This window comes from Ralstonia chuxiongensis, from assembly GCF_024158925.1.
GTDB classification, from domain to species: Bacteria; Pseudomonadota; Gammaproteobacteria; order Burkholderiales; family Burkholderiaceae; genus Ralstonia; species Ralstonia chuxiongensis.
The window spans coordinates 61,710-77,557 of record NZ_JAMYWC010000009.1 but is presented as its reverse complement, the minus strand read 5'-3'; the positions used below and the strand labels follow the sequence as shown (position 1 = coordinate 77,557).

15 protein-coding genes are annotated in these 15,848 nt (G+C 66.8%); 4 read left to right on the top strand and 11 right to left on the bottom strand.

Annotation, left to right across the window (positions count from 1 at the left end):
* The first annotated feature begins 161 nt into the window (after positions 1-161).
* From NKG59_RS24035 to NKG59_RS24025, 3 genes are all read left to right on the top strand, one after another.
* Entirely contained in the window at positions 162-302 is a 141-nt protein-coding gene (locus tag NKG59_RS24035; protein WP_253542228.1) for a hypothetical protein, read from the top strand.
* Positions 303-457: 155 nt separating this feature from the next.
* A complete protein-coding gene (locus tag NKG59_RS24030; RefSeq protein WP_253542225.1) occupies positions 458-1,321 on the top strand; it encodes a hypothetical protein in 864 nt (287 codons plus the stop codon).
* On the top strand, positions 1,318-1,980 hold the full coding sequence (locus NKG59_RS24025) for an N-acetyltransferase (RefSeq protein ID WP_253542222.1): 663 nt from the start codon (positions 1,318-1,320) through the stop codon (positions 1,978-1,980). Before NKG59_RS24030 ends, NKG59_RS24025 begins: the two co-directional genes overlap by 4 nt.
* Positions 1,981-1,983: 3 nt before the next feature.
* Here NKG59_RS24025 and pdxR read toward each other — a convergent pair whose 3' ends face one another.
* Positions 1,984-3,453: a MocR-like pyridoxine biosynthesis transcription factor PdxR gene (gene pdxR / locus NKG59_RS24020; RefSeq protein WP_253542220.1), complete on the bottom strand. Its 1,470-nt coding sequence runs from the start codon at positions 3,451-3,453 to the stop codon at positions 1,984-1,986.
* Between the two features lie 93 nt (positions 3,454-3,546).
* Here pdxR and NKG59_RS24015 point away from each other — a divergent pair, with 93 nt between their 5' ends.
* Entirely contained in the window at positions 3,547-4,221 is a 675-nt protein-coding gene (locus tag NKG59_RS24015) for a pyridoxamine 5'-phosphate oxidase family protein (RefSeq protein WP_253542217.1), read from the top strand.
* 607 nt (positions 4,222-4,828) lie between these two features.
* Here the strand turns inward: NKG59_RS24015 and gspF are convergent.
* From gspF to NKG59_RS23965, 10 genes are all read right to left on the bottom strand, one after another.
* On the bottom strand, positions 4,829-6,040 hold the full coding sequence (gene gspF, locus NKG59_RS24010) for a type II secretion system inner membrane protein GspF (RefSeq protein WP_045206694.1): 1,212 nt from the start codon (positions 6,038-6,040) through the stop codon (positions 4,829-4,831).
* 22 nt (positions 6,041-6,062) lie between these two features.
* The gene (gene gspE, locus NKG59_RS24005; protein ID WP_045206770.1) at positions 6,063-7,619 is read right to left on the bottom strand and encodes a type II secretion system ATPase GspE; all 1,557 of its coding nucleotides are present in this window, start codon (positions 7,617-7,619) and stop codon (positions 6,063-6,065) included.
* 16 nt (positions 7,620-7,635) lie between these two features.
* Positions 7,636-10,056, bottom strand: coding sequence for a type II secretion system secretin GspD (gene gspD, locus NKG59_RS24000; RefSeq protein ID WP_253542214.1), 2,421 nt, complete (start codon positions 10,054-10,056; stop codon positions 7,636-7,638).
* A gap of 37 nt (positions 10,057-10,093) precedes the next feature.
* Positions 10,094-10,936: a type II secretion system protein N gene (locus NKG59_RS23995; RefSeq protein WP_253542211.1), complete on the bottom strand. Its 843-nt coding sequence runs from the start codon at positions 10,934-10,936 to the stop codon at positions 10,094-10,096.
* Positions 10,937-10,953: 17 nt separating this feature from the next.
* Positions 10,954-11,520 carry a type II secretion system protein GspM gene (gene gspM, locus NKG59_RS23990; protein WP_045206687.1) on the bottom strand — a complete coding sequence of 189 codons (567 nt, stop codon included), beginning with the start codon at positions 11,518-11,520 and terminating at the stop codon, positions 10,954-10,956.
* Positions 11,521-11,530: 10 nt separating this feature from the next.
* Positions 11,531-12,967, bottom strand: coding sequence for a type II secretion system protein GspL (gene gspL, locus NKG59_RS23985; protein ID WP_253542208.1), 1,437 nt, complete (start codon positions 12,965-12,967; stop codon positions 11,531-11,533).
* A gap of 161 nt (positions 12,968-13,128) precedes the next feature.
* The gene (gene gspK, locus NKG59_RS23980) at positions 13,129-14,214 is read right to left on the bottom strand and encodes a type II secretion system minor pseudopilin GspK (protein WP_253542205.1); all 1,086 of its coding nucleotides are present in this window, start codon (positions 14,212-14,214) and stop codon (positions 13,129-13,131) included.
* 1 nt (position 14,215) lies between these two features.
* The gene (locus NKG59_RS23975; RefSeq protein WP_045206680.1) at positions 14,216-14,947 is read right to left on the bottom strand and encodes a PulJ/GspJ family protein; all 732 of its coding nucleotides are present in this window, start codon (positions 14,945-14,947) and stop codon (positions 14,216-14,218) included.
* A complete protein-coding gene (gene gspI / locus NKG59_RS23970) occupies positions 14,928-15,326 on the bottom strand; it encodes a type II secretion system minor pseudopilin GspI (RefSeq protein ID WP_045206679.1) in 399 nt (132 codons plus the stop codon). Before gspI ends, NKG59_RS23975 begins: the two co-directional genes overlap by 20 nt.
* Positions 15,323-15,817 carry a GspH/FimT family pseudopilin gene (locus NKG59_RS23965; protein ID WP_253542202.1) on the bottom strand — a complete coding sequence of 165 codons (495 nt, stop codon included), beginning with the start codon at positions 15,815-15,817 and terminating at the stop codon, positions 15,323-15,325. Before NKG59_RS23965 ends, gspI begins: the two co-directional genes overlap by 4 nt.
* Positions 15,818-15,848 lie beyond the last annotated feature (31 nt).

Here is a 15,848-nt window from a genome sequence, read left to right as displayed (position 1 = left end):
CTGGACGACGGGGTTGCACCGGTTGTGCGGTGCATGCAACGTTTGCGGCGAAATCGGCAAACTTCGGTAAAGAAGCCGCGGCAAAGTCACGCAACGCCTGGACTTTCGGAAGCCGCGCCGCCATCCTGCGCAGTTCCGCCCGAATTCCTCAAACCACGATCGTGAACGCTACCGCCTTCGCCTCTGCCCAACCTCGGCATACGCTGCCGACGGCCGGTGCACGCCTGCGCGGCGACACCTCGCACGATCGATTCAGCACGCACGCGGCCATCCGGCACTTCCTGCTCGCCCGGCTTTCGTAAGCCGTGCGGGGTGTCGCCACAAGCTGGCGCACCTGCCCCGCACGGCCCGCTCCGCTCCCGCTTCTTTTTCATCCCGGCCCGGCGCTGACACGCGCCGGCGCCGGTACGCCTGCCTTCGCCTGATACAACCCGGCGGGACGGGCGCAGGAACCGCCATGGAACTTACGCAGAACTTCGTCAAGGCCAAGCGGCCTTGCGCGGATGGCTACCGCTGGTACATCCGCAACCGCCACAGCGGCACCGATTACCAACACCTGATCGACAGCCTCGTGCGCGAAGGCCGGATTACCGATGCGATCTGGCTGCTCGACAACTTCGGCCCGACCGACGCCGTGCTCGAAGCCGATGACATCGAGGCCGATGCGCTCGTCTTTGCCGGCACGATCGTCGTGCGCGGCGGCATTCACGTCGATGGCGTGTTGCGCGCCGGCCAGGCCATCCGCGCGGGCGGCGGCGTACGTGCAGGCGAGTCGATCACCGCGGGCGGTGATGTGGAAGCCAAGGCCGGCCTTTACTGCGACGGCGCCGTGCATGTTGGCGGCGACGTGCGCGTGGGCTGGAGCCTGACCGCCGCCGGCGCGCTACGTTGCGGCGGCCTCGTGCGCGTGCATCGCGACCTGCATTGCGATGCCGACATCGATACGGCCGCGGATTTGCTCATCGGCGAGGCACTGGCGGCGCGCGGCAACGTGCGTTGCGGCAAGGGCTTGCGCGCTGGCGGCGAGGTGATCAGCGAGGCCAGCATCGTGAGCGCAAACGGCATCTTCGCCGGCGGCGACCTCTGCGCCGATACGCATCTCGAAGCGGGTTGGGGCATCCGGGCCGGCGGCGACATCGAGGCTGGCGGCGCCATCCGCGCGGGTGAGGGCGTGGAGGCCGGCGGCACGATCGCGGCCGGGTTCGGCTACGGGGTTTATGCCGGGCTGGCGGTGCGCATGGCCGACTGGCCCGTCAGCGCACGCGTGCAGGCGCTCGCGCGTCCTGAAGGTCTGGTCAGCGGACATTGGGGGGCGCGATGAGCTGCGCGCTGTCCATCCCGCCGCCCATCGATTGGACGACGCTGTCTTGTGTCTTGCGGCCGCTGTGGCGCTGGCTTGCGCCGCTCGGCCTGCGCATCGATGTCGAGCACGGCAGCGATGACATCGAGCGCGAACTCGACACGCTGTACGAGCGCATGCACACGCCCGGCACGCCGCTGCACGGCATGACATTCGACGACGGCACCTTGCCGGGCTTCCGCCTGCACACGCGCGAGGCGGATGGCGAAATTTACGTCTACGTTGAAGATGTGGCCGCGCGGCGCTTTGCGGGGGTCACGGTGTTCAACCGGCTGATTGAGCTCGACAAGCGTGCAGACCGCATCCTGCGCGCACCGCATTCGAAATATGCGGCGGGGTATCAGCGGCGCGGGTTGGCGTCGGCGGTGTATCGGCACGCGCTGGATGGCGGCATGTGCCTGATGAGCGGGGCGCGGCAGTCGGCCGGCGCGCATGCGCTCTGGCAATCGCTGGCGGCGCAGTATGCATCGGGCTACGTGGAGGTGTGCGACAAGCGCCTGCGCTATCTGGGCGATGCGATTGACGGCGATGTGCGGGACGCCTTGCACACGCGCCGCGTTTTGCTGGGCGCAGGTTGGACCATGGCAGCGTTGGCGGCTGCCACGAAGATGGCCACCTGATGATCAGCTCGCGACGCTCTGGATCACGTCGCGCATGCGAATCACCAATCCATCCATCGCTTCGGCCGGCACGTTGCCGTAGCCGAGCACGAGGCCGTTGTATTGCGCGGTCAGCGTGCCGGGCAGGCAGAAGCGCGACAGCGGCCGCAACACCATTCCCTGCTCACGGGCGGCGCGGCTGACTTCGGTGTCGCGCACCGGCGCATCGAGCCGCGTAGAGAGATGCATGCCGCCAGCACCGCCCGATACGGTGACGATGCCGTCCAGGTGTCGCTCGATCGCAGCCTGCAGCGCATCGCGGCGCTCGCCATACAGACGACGCATGCGCCGCAGGTGCCGCGTGAAATGTCCCGCCTCGATGAACTCGGCCAGCGCGAGCTGCTCGGCTACGCGCCCGCGCAACATCAGCGCACCTGCCGTCTTTTTCAGCACGGGCACCAGCGTGGGCGGCACCACCATATAGCCCAGGCGCAGCGCCGGGAACAGCATCTTGCTGAACGTGCCGAGATAGATGACCGGCGCATCCTCCGTCAGGCCCTGCACGGCGGATAGCGGCGCGCCCGTGTGGCGGAACTCGCTGTCGTAATCGTCTTCGATGATCCACGCGCCGGCTGCGCGTGCGTGCTGGATGAGCGCGAGACGACGCTCCAGACTCATCACCGCGCCCAGCGGGTATTGGTGCGACGGCGTGATGTAGATGAGCTTGGGCGGCGTGTCGCGCCAGTCTTCCTCGCGCGGGGCGAGGCTATCGGCGTCGACGCTGATCGGTACCAATCGCATGTCTGCGGCCTGCAAGGCGGCGCGCGCACCGTAGTAGCCGGGGTTTTCGATCCACGCGGTATCGCCCGCATCGGCGAGCGTACGGGCGCACATGTCGAGGCTGTTCTGTGTGCCGTCGGTGATGAACACCTGCGACGCGTCGCAGCGCACGCCGCGCGAAACGCGAAGGTATTCCGCCACGGCCTGGCGCAGAGCAACATTGCCTTCGACCGGGCCGTAGCCCATCTGGCCAGGACCGATGCGGCGCCATCCGCGTTCCATGCAGCGGCGCCATTGCGCCAGCGGGAACTCATCCAGTGCGGGCGTGCCGGGCAAGAAGGGCAGCAGGTCGTCCATGCCGCCGCGCGGGCGTTCGAGGTCTTTCACGCGGCGCGACAGCTGGGCCGGGGCTTCGGGCGCCTGCGCGGGCGTCTGCTGCAGGCCGACGCGCGCTACCACTGTGCCTTGCCGTCGGCTGAGCACGAAGCCCTCTGTGGCGAGTTGTTCGTAGGCGTAGAGCACCGAGTTGCGCGCGATGCCCAGCTCTTCGGCCAGCGTGCGCGAGGGCGCCAGGCGCGTACCTTCCTCGATCTGTCCACTGAGGATGGCTGCACGCAGACAGGCATATAGCCGATGCTGCTGTGATGGGCGGGCCACGCCCTCGCCGTGCATCGCGGTGCGTTCGTAGTTCGACAGCAGGACGCCGTAATCCATCGTGGCTCCAAGACTTTGCATTTTGGTGGGTCTATGCATGGTGCCACGGTTTTTTTATCGTCGGCACATCGATTGACGATTTCGGAGCCTTGCATGTCGAGCACAGAACCCACATCGCCCACCGCGCGCACCCGTGTACGTCGCGTCGCGCACCGCGGCCATTACGACCGCACCACGCTGCATGCCATCCTCGACGAGGCCTACGTCTGCCACATCGCCTTCGCCGACGAGCATGGTGTGCATTGCATCCCGACTGCGTGCTGGCGCGAGGGCGACCACCTTTACATTCACGGCTCAAACGGCAGTCGCATGCTGAAGCTGGCGGGCAGTGGGGCGCAGGTCTGCGTGACCATCACGCACATCGACGGGCTGGTGCTGGCACGCTCGGCGTTCAACCATTCCATGAATTACCGCTCGGCGGTCATCTACGGCGCCTTCGAAGTCGTGCCCGATGAGCAGAAATCGGCGGTGCTCGATACCTTCATGGAAGTCTTCGCGCCGAGCCGTTCACAAGAGGTACGGCCCGGCAATGCCAAGGAACTCGCCGCCACGACGGTGCTGCGCATTCCGCTGGATGAGGCCGCGTGCAAAGTGCGCACGGGTGGTCCGAAGGACGATGCTGAAGACCTCGACTTGCCGGTGTGGGCCGGCGTGCTGCCGATGGCGCTGTTGCCGCTGCCGCCTGTGGTGGACGCGGCGCCGGCAGGTACGCCCGACTATGTGCAGGAGTGGAAGGACAGTGCACGTGCGTCGGTGGGGATGCGGTGATGTCGTGAGGGGTGCTTTCGGTGCAGTTGGTGTGAGGCATCAACCGGCTGGTCAGCAAGGTAGTTCTGTTTTGACCGTGGTGGTCTGCCTCCCTTTCGTACCCTGCCGGGCACGACTCACTTTTCTTTGTCTTGCCAAAGAAAAGTAAGCAAAAGAAAGGCGCGCCCGAGATGGCGAAAGATTCCTTGAATTTGCGTAACCGGGCGGAGGCGGGGAAAACTCGCTGCGCTCAGACAGTTCCCCGCCTTTTTTCCGCCCGCTTACGAAAATTCAAGGCGCCATCAAGGGCCTAACGTCAAAAGAGAAAGGCCAACCCATCGCGCGGTTGGCCTTGTCGTTTTGGCTGGCGCCCCTAGGGTTTGGGTTTTGTTCTTTGACTTTCCTGCCCTAGATGGCGCCTTGAATTTCTGTTGCAGGGAGGAAAAGGAGGGGAGGCCTGTCTGAGCGCAGCGAGTTTGCCTCCCCTCCCTCCCTGCGACAGAAATTCAAGGAATGGGTCGCCATCTCGGGCGCGCATTTCTTTGCTTACTTTCTTTGGGCAAGACCAAAGAAAGTGAGTCAGCCCCGGCAGGGGATGAAACAAGGGATGGACCACCAACAAAAAAACTCAGTGCACCAACTGGTTAATCTCAATAATCGGCATCAACACCGCCAACACGATCAACAACACCACCACGCCCATCGTCAAAATCAGCGCCGGCTCCAGCAAGCCAGTCAGAAACAATGTGCGACGCTCCAACTCCTGCGCCTCACCCTGCGCAGCCCGTTCAAGCATCGCCGGCAGATTGCCCGTCGCCTCACCCGAGCGAATCAAATGCACCAGCACTGGCGGAAACTGATTCTGCGCCGCCAACGCCCGCGCCAGCGAAGTTCCTTCCCGCACCCGAGTGGACGCATCCTCCACATTGGTCTTGAGCGCGACGTTGTTCAACGTCTCCCCCGCGGCCTGCAAGCCCCGCAAGATCGGCACGCCGGCACTGGTCAGAATCGCCAGCGTGCTGGCAAACCGCGCCGTGTTATAGCCGCGAACAAGCTTGCCGAACAGCGGCGCTGTCAGCAGCCACTTATGCCACGACAGCCGCAATGCCGGCTGCTTGAGCAGATTGCGGATCAGCGCGCCGATCGCCACCAGAACGATCGCTGCCAGCCAGCCCCAGTTCCGCACAAAATCGGACAGCCACAGCATGATGATCGTGAGTGTCGGCAGCTTCTGCTTGGTGTTGGCAAATACGCTCACCACCTGCGGCACCACGTATGAGAGCAGGAAGATCACGATCGCAAACGCCACCACCGTGACGATGGCCGGATACGTGAATGCCAGCTTGATCTTGGAGGTGAGCGCGTTGCGGCTCTCGATGTAGTCGGCCAGGCGCGAGAGCACGAGGCCAAGATTGCCCGAGTGCTCGCCCGCTGAAACGAGGGCGCGGTAGATGTCCGGAAAATCTTTCGGATGCTGCGCCAGCGCCACCGAGAGTGAGCTGCCGCCCACCACTTCCGCGCGGATGGCAGCGAGCAGTTCGCCGACGTATGCACGTTCGGCCTGATCGGCCAGCGCGGCCAGCGCCTCATCGAGCGGCAGACCTGCCACCAAGAGGCTCGCGAGTTGGCGCGTGACGAGCGCGTTTTCCTGCGCCGAGAGCCGCTTGCCGAAGCTCGACCCGCCGCGCTTTGTGGCCTGCGCACCCAGCGCGTCGACCACCAGCGGCGTCAGCCCGCGTGCGCGCAGCAGCGTGCGCGCCTGGCGTGCACTGTCGGCTTCGATGACACCCTTGTCGGTCTTGCCGGTGGCGTCGGCGGCTTCGTAGCGGAAGGCTGGCATGCGCTATTCGTTTGATCGCGCCTTAGTCGCGTGTGACACGCAGCACTTCTTCCAGCGACGTGGCGCCCGTGTCGATCCAGCGCTGTGCATCCATGCGCATGGTCTGCATGCCCTGGCCAATGGCGAACGCCTTGATCTCGGATTCAGCGGCCTGGCGGTGGATCATCGTCTGAATTTCAGGTGTGACGGTCAGCAGTTCATAGACGCCGGTTCGGCCCTGGTAGCCGGAGTTGCTGCAACGGTCGCAGCCGACGTGATGCCACACCGATTTGCGTGCCGGTGCGGCGGGTGCCACGCCATCTGCAACCGGCGTGCCGGCCACGGCTTCCACTTCCGCAGGCGTGAGTTCGAGCACTTCTTCGCGGCGGCAATGCACGCACAGGCGGCGGACCAGCCGCTGCGCCAGCACACCCAGCAACGATGAGGACAGCAGGAACGGCTCGATCCCCATGTCAATCAAGCGCGTCACGGCGGAGGCCGAATCGTTCGTGTGCAACGTCGCCAGCACCAGGTGGCCCGTGAGTGAGGCCTGCACGGCAATCTGCGCGGTTTCCAGATCGCGGATTTCGCCGATCATCACCACGTCCGGGTCCTGGCGCAGGATGGCGCGCAGGGCCTTGGCGAACGTCATGTCGATCTTCGGGTTGACCTGCGTCTGGCCAATGCCGTCGAGGTCGTATTCGATCGGGTCTTCCACCGTCATGATGTTGGTGGAAGCGGAATCGAGCCGCGACAGTGCCGCGTACAGCGTGGTCGTCTTACCTGAACCCGTCGGGCCGGTGACGAGCACGATGCCGTGCGGCTGGTTGATCAGGTGGTCAAAGCGCGCCAGCGTGCCGGCGCCCATGCCGAGCTTGCTCAGATCCAGGCGGCCGGCTTCCTTGTCGAGCAGACGCAGCACCGCGCGCTCGCCGTGGCCGGTGGGCAGTGTGCTCACACGCACGTCCACCGGGCGACCGCCCACGCGCAGCGTGATGCGGCCGTCCTGCGGCAGGCGTTTCTCGGCAATGTCGAGCTGCGCCATGATCTTGATGCGCGAGATGAGTGCGCCGTGCAGCGCCTTCTTGGGACGCACGACGTCGCGCAGCGTGCCGTCCACCCGGAAGCGCACCACTGAGGCATTCTCGAACGGCTCGATGTGGATATCCGAGGCGCCTTCGCGCGCGGCCTGCGTGAGCAGCGCGTTGATCATGCGGATGATCGGCGCGTCGTCTTCGGATTCGAGCAGGTCTTCCACGGCAGGGATGTCCTGCATCAGGCGCGAGAGGTCGACTTCGCCTTCCACTTCGCCCACCACCTGGGCTGCGCTGCCGTCTTGGGCGTTGTAGGCCGTTTGTGTGGCGGTGGACAGCGCCGCCGCGCTAAGCGTCACCAACTGCAGCGCGCCGAACACGCGGCCGAGTTCAGCCAGCGCCGTACGCGAGGTTTCAGGGCAGACCCACACTTCCAGCGTGTCGACGTCCTGGCGGGCGACGAGCAGCTTGGCGTCGCGCGCAAACGCATACGGCACCAGCCGCACGGCGGACTGCGAGGGCGGCTCGAGCGTGCTGACGTCGGTGGTGGAAGCTTGCGTTGCCATGGTTCGTTGTCCGTTGTCAGCCACCATTGCGCGGCGCGTTGCCGTCGTAGCCGCCCGAAGTGGGCGCCGCGAAGTTCTGCAGGCGCGGCTGGCTGCGCGTGGTGCCTTGCGGCATCGGCATCGGGGCGCCCGGGGGCACCTGCGTGCCGGCCGGGCCCTTCGGCACGATCGACACATCGCCGTAATTGTCAGCCGGGCGCATGGCGCTGGGCGTGGGCAGTACCGGCGTGTCCTTGTCCGACGTGGTCGGCAGCATGTTCGGCGAGACAAAGCCCTGCTGCGTGTCGCGCATGTAGTTGTAGCGGTTGTCCGACAGCGCGCCCGTAGCATCGGCCGTGCGCAGAATGATCGGGCGCAGAAACACCAGCAGATTGGTCTTCACGCGCGTCTTGTTTTCCGAGCGGAACAGCGCGCCCAGGATGGGGATGTCGCCCAGGCCCGGCACCTTCTGCTCGCCGTCCTGGTAGTTGTCTTCGAGCAGGCCGCCCAGCACGACCACCTGGCCGTCGTTAGCGAGCACATTGGTTTCGATCGAGCGCACGTTGGTGGTCGGGCCCTGCGCCGCATTCTGCGTGCCCGGCACCACGGCAGACGACTCCTGGAAGATCTGCATCTTCACCAGCCCGCCGTCGGTGATCTGCGGCTTGACGCGCAGCGTGATGCCGACGTCCTTGCGGTCGAACGTCTGGAACGGCGTGACCGAAGCCGCGCCGCCGGTCTGCGCATATGAGCCGGTCGTGATCGGCACGTTCTGGCCGATCAGGATCTTGGCCTCTTCGTTGTCGAGCGTGATCAGGTTCGGGGTGGAGAGCACGTTGACCGAACCATCCGAGCCCAGCGCGCTGAGGATGGCGCCCAAACCGCTGCCCCTGTTGAACACCCCGAAGTTGCCGCCGTTGAGTTGGCCAACGCTGTTTGAGAGCGTGCCGACGGCAGTCTGCGCGGCCGTACTGCCGATGCCGCCACTGGTGATCGTGGCAATCGTGCCCGCGAGGTTGATCAGGTTATTGGCGCCGCTGCCGAAGTTGGTGCCACCGCCAAAAAAGGTGGTCGGGCCGCCCGCGCCGGCCATCCATTGGATGCCCAACTGCGACGCCTTGGTGGCCGTCACTTCCACGATCATCGATTCGATGTAGACCTGCGCGCGTCGCGCGTCGAGGTCGTCGATCACGGCGCGCAGGTTCCGATAGACCGGCTCGCTGGCGGTGATGATGAGCGCGTTGGTGGCCGGATCGGCCTGGATGATGCCGCCGGTGGTCGGCGTGTTGTTCTGCCCAAACGAGGCGCGGAACGAAGAGCTGCCGCTGCCCGAGCCACTGCCCGAACCCGAGCCGCTGCCGTAATTGGTGTTCTGCGTGTTCTGGTTCTGCGAGGTGTTCACGCCGCCGGCCGGCTGCGAGGTCGCGCCTTGGGCGGCGCTCTGGCCGCCGGGCCCGGTCGATGCCGAGGCCGACAGCGTGGCGTCGGCCGCCACGATCGCGCGCAGCGTGGTGGCCAGCTGCACCGCGTTGGCGTTCTTGAGCGGCACCACCCAGATGTTGCCCGGGCGCGCATTCGGCACGTCCAGCTTGGCGATCAGTTGTTTGGCTTGCGCAAGGCGTGCCGCACTCGACGCACGCACCATCACGCTGTTCGAACGGGGCTCAGCCACGACTGACGTGCGCAGGCTCGGGTCCGACAGTGCCGCGCCGGCGCCCGCACCGCCTGCGCCACCGGCCGACGGGTCGAGCAGCTTCTGCAGCGTAGCCGCCACGTCGATGGCCACGGCGTTCTTCAGCGGAATCAGTTCGGTCTCGCCGGCCACGGGCGTGTCGATGGAGGCGATGATGCGGCCGATGCGGCGCAGGTTGTCGGCGTAATCGGTAATGACCAGCGTGTTGTTGGCCGGGTATGCGGTGATCGTGTTGTTGGGCGCGATCATCGGGCGCAGCACCGGCACCAGGTTGTTGGCCGATTCATGCTGCAGGCGGAAGACCTGCGTGACGACCTGCTCGCCGCCGCGCGAGCCTGCCGCGCCCACGCTCGTGGGCGAGCCCTGCAGCTTGGCGTCGGCTTCCGGCACGACCTTGGTGAAACCGTTGCCTTCGACAATCGCGTAACCCTGCATGCGCAGGATCGAGCCCAGCGATTCGAGCGCCTGAGAGCGCGTCACCGGCTTTTCGGTGACGAGGTTGACGGTGCCCTTCACGCGCGGGTCGACGATGAAGTTCTTGCCCGTGGCCTGGCCCACGGCCTTGACCACCGAGTCCAGATCCGCGTTGACGAAATTCAGCGAGACCTCATCCCCGGGGTTGCCGACGGCGCCGTTCTGGGCGGATGCCGCGCTCGGCGGGGCGGCAAAGACTGGCATCGAGCCGGCCACCATTGTTGCGCAGCATGCCAGGACGATGGCGCGAACGGTGAGTCGGGAAGAGGCGTTGTACATGGTCTCGTTCATGGTTGTCGGCACGCTGGCTCGCGCGCCGGCTTGAGGATCAAAAGCGGAGTCGATGATGTGACCCGTCACGCGGGCCCAGCAGACTCAACAGGCCAATCAATTGCGGTTCCGACTCCGGCGTGGCACTGGCCACCCCGTCAAAATGTGCGTTGGACCCAAGGGTGCCCTGGCCCTGCAGGGTGAGCGGCCCGGCCAGCGTTGACAGCGACAACTGCATCGGCGCACCGCTCACGCCGCCAAACGACACCACGGCCTGGTAACTGCCCAGCGGCCGCACCCGGCTGAGGCTGGATGATACCTGCTCAAGCGTGACAGTCAGCGCGCCCTGAGCGGTGTTCGGCTGGCCCTTTTTACTGCCGAATTGGCCCGAGAGCGGCGTCCACTGCGCCCGCAGTCGGCCATCCAGCTTGAGCGTGTTGAACGGCGCGCCAATGCCTTCCAGCAACGATGCCGGCAATGCAACCGTGCCAGCCTCTGCGTCCCAATGCCCCGGCGTGACCGTCAGCGTGACCGGTTTCTCCAGCGCGCGATCGTGCGTCAGGTGCGCGCGCAGCGTGCCGGTCAGCAGCGGCAGCATGTCGATCGACCAGGACAGCCGGCCGGGCAGCACGGTCGCGTCGGCGCCGCCGTTGCCGGCGGTCAGCGCCAGCGTTGCGCTGCCGTGCCAGATACTGCCCTGGCTGTCAGCCAGCAACACACGGTGCCCCGTGGCCGCGGCCACGCGCTCGGCGGCCCACGCGGCTGGATACTGCGCCACCACGGTCAAGCCCACGGCCAGCAGCGCCACGCCACACCACAGCACGCGCCAGCCGAGGCTCGTGCGCTCGTCGGACTCGGCACGGCGGCGCAGGCGCAGCGGCGGTAGCGATTCAATCCCCATCGGCACGATCGGACCCGTCAGTGGCCCGCGGCGGCAGGGCCTTGCAGCGTCGCCGTCACGTTGACCAGGGCCGTTGCGCCCACGTATTTGATGTTCGTGTCGATCACCTTCATGCGCTGCGCCTGCCGCACCTCCTGCAGCCATTCGGCGACGGCGCCAAAGGGCACCTTGTCCAGTTGCACCTGCACGCTCTCGCCCGACATCGCCATCCGCGTGGCCTTCAGGCCGTGGTTGGTCAGGCTCGTGTTGAGCGCCTGCTGCAGTTCCGCGCCCCGCGGCACGGGTGCAGCGGCAATGGCAGACAGGCCGCGGGCTTCCTGGCCGAGCGTTTCCATCTCGGCGAGTTGGGTACGCATCTGCGGCAGGGCTTTCTCGATGCGGCGCTGGCCTTCAAAGGCCGGCTCCCACAACACCAGGTAGACGATCACGAGCAACAGCACCACGCCGCCGCCGGCCAGGATGCGGCGTTCGCGCGGATCGCGCTGCATCCAGAAGGTCGTGGCCGCATCGCGCACCGAGTCTGGCACGCCAATGCGCGGCAGCCGGCGGGATGACGATCGGGAAGAAGAGGAGGAAGTCGCCATGGAGGAATCGTTATTGGGCGATGGAGACCGTCCAGCGCGAGCCGGTTACGGTGGCTTCTGCGCCGCGCGGGGCCTCGGCGGTGTCCATGTTCAGGCCGACATTGCGGGCGGCGGTGCGCAGGCTGGCGGTGTCGGTGCCGTCCTTGAGCGTGACCGTGAGCGCGCGGCCGTGGTAATCGAGTGCGAGCAGCGCATCGGGCGCGAGCCCCGTGGCAGCCTGGGCAAAGCGATCGGCCAGCGGCAGGAAGTCTTCCGGCGCCGATTTGCCGGCGGCCAAGCGCAGTTGTTCGACCTGGCGGCGCATCTGCGCGGGCGGATCGAGGATCACCGGCGTATTCGGGAATGCCGTCTGCAATTGCGCGCGCATGGCGGTATCGAGCCGCTTCTGTTCGGCACGCAGCGTGAGCCAGCGCGCGTTCATGCCGATGAGCTGCACGACCACCAGCAGCGCGGCCAGCGCGATCGGCAGGCGCCAGAGGCTCCAGTCCATGCCGGCCACGCCGCCGCGGGCAAAGTCGAACTGGCAGAGGTCGGCTTCTCCCGAAGCCAGGGCGTCGCGTGCGCCGGCGGCCCATGTGGACCAGTCCAGCGTGGCGGCGGCGGGGTCGGCCGACAGAGCGGGCGCCAACTCGCGCAGCGCGGGCGAGACCATCAGCGTGGCCGGCGTGGGAGCAATGCCCAGCCAGTTGCCGAGGTTGGCCGGCAGCACGCGCAGGCCGTAGCCCTCGGCGCGGCCGGTGCGTACGGTGATGTCGATGGCGACGGGCGCGTCTGGGTCAGACGGCGGTGCCGCATCGAGCGCGATGGTTGCCGGGGTGACCGCGGCCACGGTTTCAGCAGCAGGCGCGTCGACTGCGGGTTCAGCGGCAGCGGAAGCGTCGAGCGATGGTTCCGAGCGTTCGACGGCATTTGCCGATCCTGCAATCGGCACTGCGGCTGCGGCAGGCGTTTCAAACGGCACGCAAAGCTGCGCGGGCAGCAGATGGCAGGTGCGATGCTTGTGGCCGGCAAAGGTATCGAGGATGAAGCGGACCCACGCGCGGTCGGCAATCATCAACGCGCGCGACTGCGGCTCGCGGGGCGCGCGCCAGCCACGCGCAGGGGCATCACCCAGGCGGGGCCCGAGGGCGATATGGCACTGCTGCGCGTCCTGCACGAGGCGCTCTTCCACCAGGTTGGGCAAGGCCAGGCGCAGCTTGGGCAGCGCCAGCGGCGGCACGTTGGCCGGCACCAGCAGCACGTCGGCGGCGGGCAGCAGAAGGATCAGGCGGTCAGCCGCGGGCAGTTCGTCGGTGCGCGACGTGCCTTCGCGCTGAACACGTTGCGGCCCTTGTGCGCCCTCTTCACGCACCAGCGCGAAGGGTACGGAGGCAAGCGCGCCCGCCGACCAGCGTTCGGGCGATTGAATGGGCCGGTGCGGCAGGCGCACGTACAGGGAGGTCGTCAAACCGCTCCTCTATTGATCTTGAGAGTGTGAATGCGAACTGCCAACGGAAGCGCCGGATTGCGCAAAACCCGCGATGCTGAACGATGCGGATGACAATACGGCGAAGGCTAGGGTCTGTCTACAAGCGGCGCGTACGCACGTAGAGGGGTGTTGCGCCGCCGTCATGACGGAATCTCGTCGATGCGGCGGACCCAGACGATGCGGGTCGCGTTATTGTTGATCGGATCGCCACGTGAAACAAGCGCCACTTCTCCGATTCGGGCGCGCTCGTGGCGGGCCATGCCGTAGACCAGAAAATAGTGGGTCTGCACGTCCAGCAGATTGGCCGCGGCGGTGGTGTCGACGCCGGGCGCGATGCCGCGCAACTGGTTCGTGACATCGCCGATGTTGCGGAAGTAAGCGCGGTCGCGCGCCAGCACCAGCGAGCGGGCGCGGTCCAGGCTCAGGTTCGGGATGACGGCGGCCAGCACTTCGGCGCTGGCCGTGTTGGCGTTGATCTGTGTGCGGGTGGGCAGCACGATCACGTAGGGGCGCAGCTTGGCGATCATGTCCGCCGTGTAGCCGGGGATCGTCAGCAGGCTGGCCACGTCGTCGAGCGGTCGCGGGCCGTTGCTGTTGCTGCCGCCGCTCCCGCCGCCGCTGTCTTCGGCGCCTTGCTGGCCGCCCTGCATGCCTTCGATCGACTGGAAGCCGCCCAGCATCTGCGCCAGGTACGTCGCCGTGACATTGGCCAGGCTGGGGTCGATGCTGAGCGACTGCAGCAGCAGGCCGTAAGCCTTGATGGCGTCTTTGTCGCGGCCAGTAATGATGGTGCGCGCACCGAGCGTTTGCGCCGTCAGCAGGTTCATCAGGTTGAAGCGTGCCTGGGCATCGAAGATGCGGCCCGACAGGTACGACTCCTCGCCGGCCGTATCCGTGCGCAGCGAGCTGCCGAGGAAGTCCGACAGCTTGGTTTCCTGGATCGGCACGGCCCAGATTTCGCCCAGATGGTCCACCGCGCCGGTGCGGCGCTGGTCATCGCGCAGGATGAGGCGCGCCCAGTCGATGCCGGCTCGCGCGATCCACGTGGCCTGCGCTTTCAGGCGCTGGTTTTCCACTGCGCGGATCTCCACCTGCTGCCGCCACAGCATGCCCGACACAATCACCACGGCCAGCGTGACGACCAGCAGCGCCGTGATGATGGCCGCGCCGCGCTGGCGCCCGGCATGCGGATGACGTTGAGCAAGTCGACGGGAGCATCGCGCCATGTCAAAGCCCCGTCATGCAGATGCGCGTGAAGCGCTGCGGCGTGCCCTGCGGCGTCATGCGCACGAGCAATGCCAGTTCCACCGCGCGCACCGAGGCGGCCGGCACCACCACGCCCGGGCTGTTGGCCGGCGGCGCCGACGCGCTGGGCGTGGAAGCCGACGGCAAGCCGGTGAGGGTGGTGGTATTGCTGCCGGCCGGGAACAGCGCCGCAGACAGCGCTCCCGTGTTGTCCATCCAGCCGCCGGGTTCGACCCACGCGCGCGCGCTGATGCTGTCGACGTTGGTGGCGAGCAGGTAGCGCGCAGCACCCACACCGCCCTGGCGCAGGTTGTCCAGCGCGTTGCGCAGGTCGCCGCGGTTGGTGATCGGTTGGGTCTGGAGGCGTTCGAGCCGGCCGTCGACGATGCGGTAGAGCACCACTTGCCACGCGGGCGGCTGGCCGTCGTCGCGGCGGTCGCGCACCATCAGCACGCGGTTGGCGTCCACCTCCACCGGTGAGCGCGACAACGTGTTCGGATCGGCCAGCTGGGTGCAATCGGCGTCGAACTGGGCGTAAGCCGTTTTGAGTGCTTCGATGCGTTCGTCGCGTTGGGCCAGCGCCTCGTGCGTGCGGGTCATGCTGTCCAGCCCGCGCCAGGCGATCACGGCCAGGATGGCCAGCAGCGTGATCGCCACCAGCAGTTCGAGCAGGGTGAAGCCGCGCGCCGAACGGTTAGAAGACATTGCGCGCATCGTTCGGCAATAGAGTCACGAGCCAGGCCAGTCGCACGGATTTGGACGCGTCCGGATAGACGGACACCTCCACACGGCGGAACACCGGGTTGGGCGTGGTGGCGATGGTCTCTTCGCACCACAGTTGCGTATCGCCTTGCGGGCAGGCAAAACCGCGCGCGCCGGGGTCTGGGAAGACGCGTGCCAGGCGCAGGTTGGCGAGGTGGTTTTCAGCGCTCCAGGTGGCGATCATGCGCGTCTGCAGGGAGTCGCTTGCGGTGGTCATGCTGCCCATGGCGCGCATGGTGGCGGTCAGCGCCACGGCCACGATGGTCAGCGCCACCAGCACTTCGAGCAGGGTGAAGCCGCGCGTGCGCGTTGGACGGTGGCTGCGCGTCATTGCGTTTGCGTCTCCGTCAGCACGCGCGGGCCGCCGTCGGATACCACGTCGACGCGCGAGCCCTGCGAGGTCAGTGCCACGCGCCAAGGCAAACCAATCGCCTCACGGCCGAACACGAGGCGCTGCGGCGCGCCTGGCACCGCAGCGGCACCGGCGACGATCTGTACGTTGTCCATGCCTTGGCGCCAGTGGCCCGGTGCGAGCACGTCCCGGTTGAGCAAGCGCCAGCCATTCGGAGTCGATTCGTAGAAGCGCCAGCCCTGCGCATCGCCTTCCCAAGCCACGGGGCGCGAGGTGAGCTGCGCCTCTTCCTGTGCGAGCTCGATCAGGCGGGCCAGCTTCTGCGCATCGTCGGCCAGTTGCGAACGCCGGTTGGGCGTGGCGTTGACGGCCACCACGGCCAGCACGATGCCGATGATGACCACCACCACCAGCAACTCCAGCAGCGTAAAGCCGAGAGCCTGCCGGCGGCGGTGTGGGTGGCCGAGCATGGTGAGCGGGTGGCTGGGGGACGGCGCTGGC

Bases quoted from the DNA above. Each gene is read 5' to 3' on its own strand.
- gspK (WP_253542205.1), bottom strand. From the start codon at position 14,214: ATGGCGCGATGCTCCCGTCGACTTGCTCAACGTCATCCGCATGCCGGG.
- NKG59_RS24030 (WP_253542225.1), top strand. From the start codon at position 458: ATGGAACTTACGCAGAACTTCGTCAAGGCCAAGCGGCCTTGCGCGGAT.
- NKG59_RS23995 (WP_253542211.1), bottom strand. From the start codon at position 10,936: ATGGGGATTGAATCGCTACCGCCGCTGCGCCTGCGCCGCCGTGCCGAG.
- NKG59_RS23965 (WP_253542202.1), bottom strand. From the start codon at position 15,817: ATGCTCGGCCACCCACACCGCCGCCGGCAGGCTCTCGGCTTTACGCTG.
- gspE (WP_045206770.1), bottom strand. From the start codon at position 7,619: ATGGCAACGCAAGCTTCCACCACCGACGTCAGCACGCTCGAGCCGCCC.
- NKG59_RS24015 (WP_253542217.1), top strand. From the start codon at position 3,547: ATGTCGAGCACAGAACCCACATCGCCCACCGCGCGCACCCGTGTACGT.
- NKG59_RS23975 (WP_045206680.1), bottom strand. From the start codon at position 14,947: ATGCGCGCAATGTCTTCTAACCGTTCGGCGCGCGGCTTCACCCTGCTC.
- gspM (WP_045206687.1), bottom strand. From the start codon at position 11,520: ATGGCGACTTCCTCCTCTTCTTCCCGATCGTCATCCCGCCGGCTGCCG.
- gspD (WP_253542214.1), bottom strand. From the start codon at position 10,056: ATGAACGAGACCATGTACAACGCCTCTTCCCGACTCACCGTTCGCGCC.
- pdxR (WP_253542220.1), bottom strand. From the start codon at position 3,453: ATGGATTACGGCGTCCTGCTGTCGAACTACGAACGCACCGCGATGCAC.
- gspI (WP_045206679.1), bottom strand. From the start codon at position 15,326: ATGACGCGCAGCCACCGTCCAACGCGCACGCGCGGCTTCACCCTGCTC.
- gspF (WP_045206694.1), bottom strand. From the start codon at position 6,040: ATGCCAGCCTTCCGCTACGAAGCCGCCGACGCCACCGGCAAGACCGAC.
- NKG59_RS24025 (WP_253542222.1), top strand. From the start codon at position 1,318: ATGAGCTGCGCGCTGTCCATCCCGCCGCCCATCGATTGGACGACGCTG.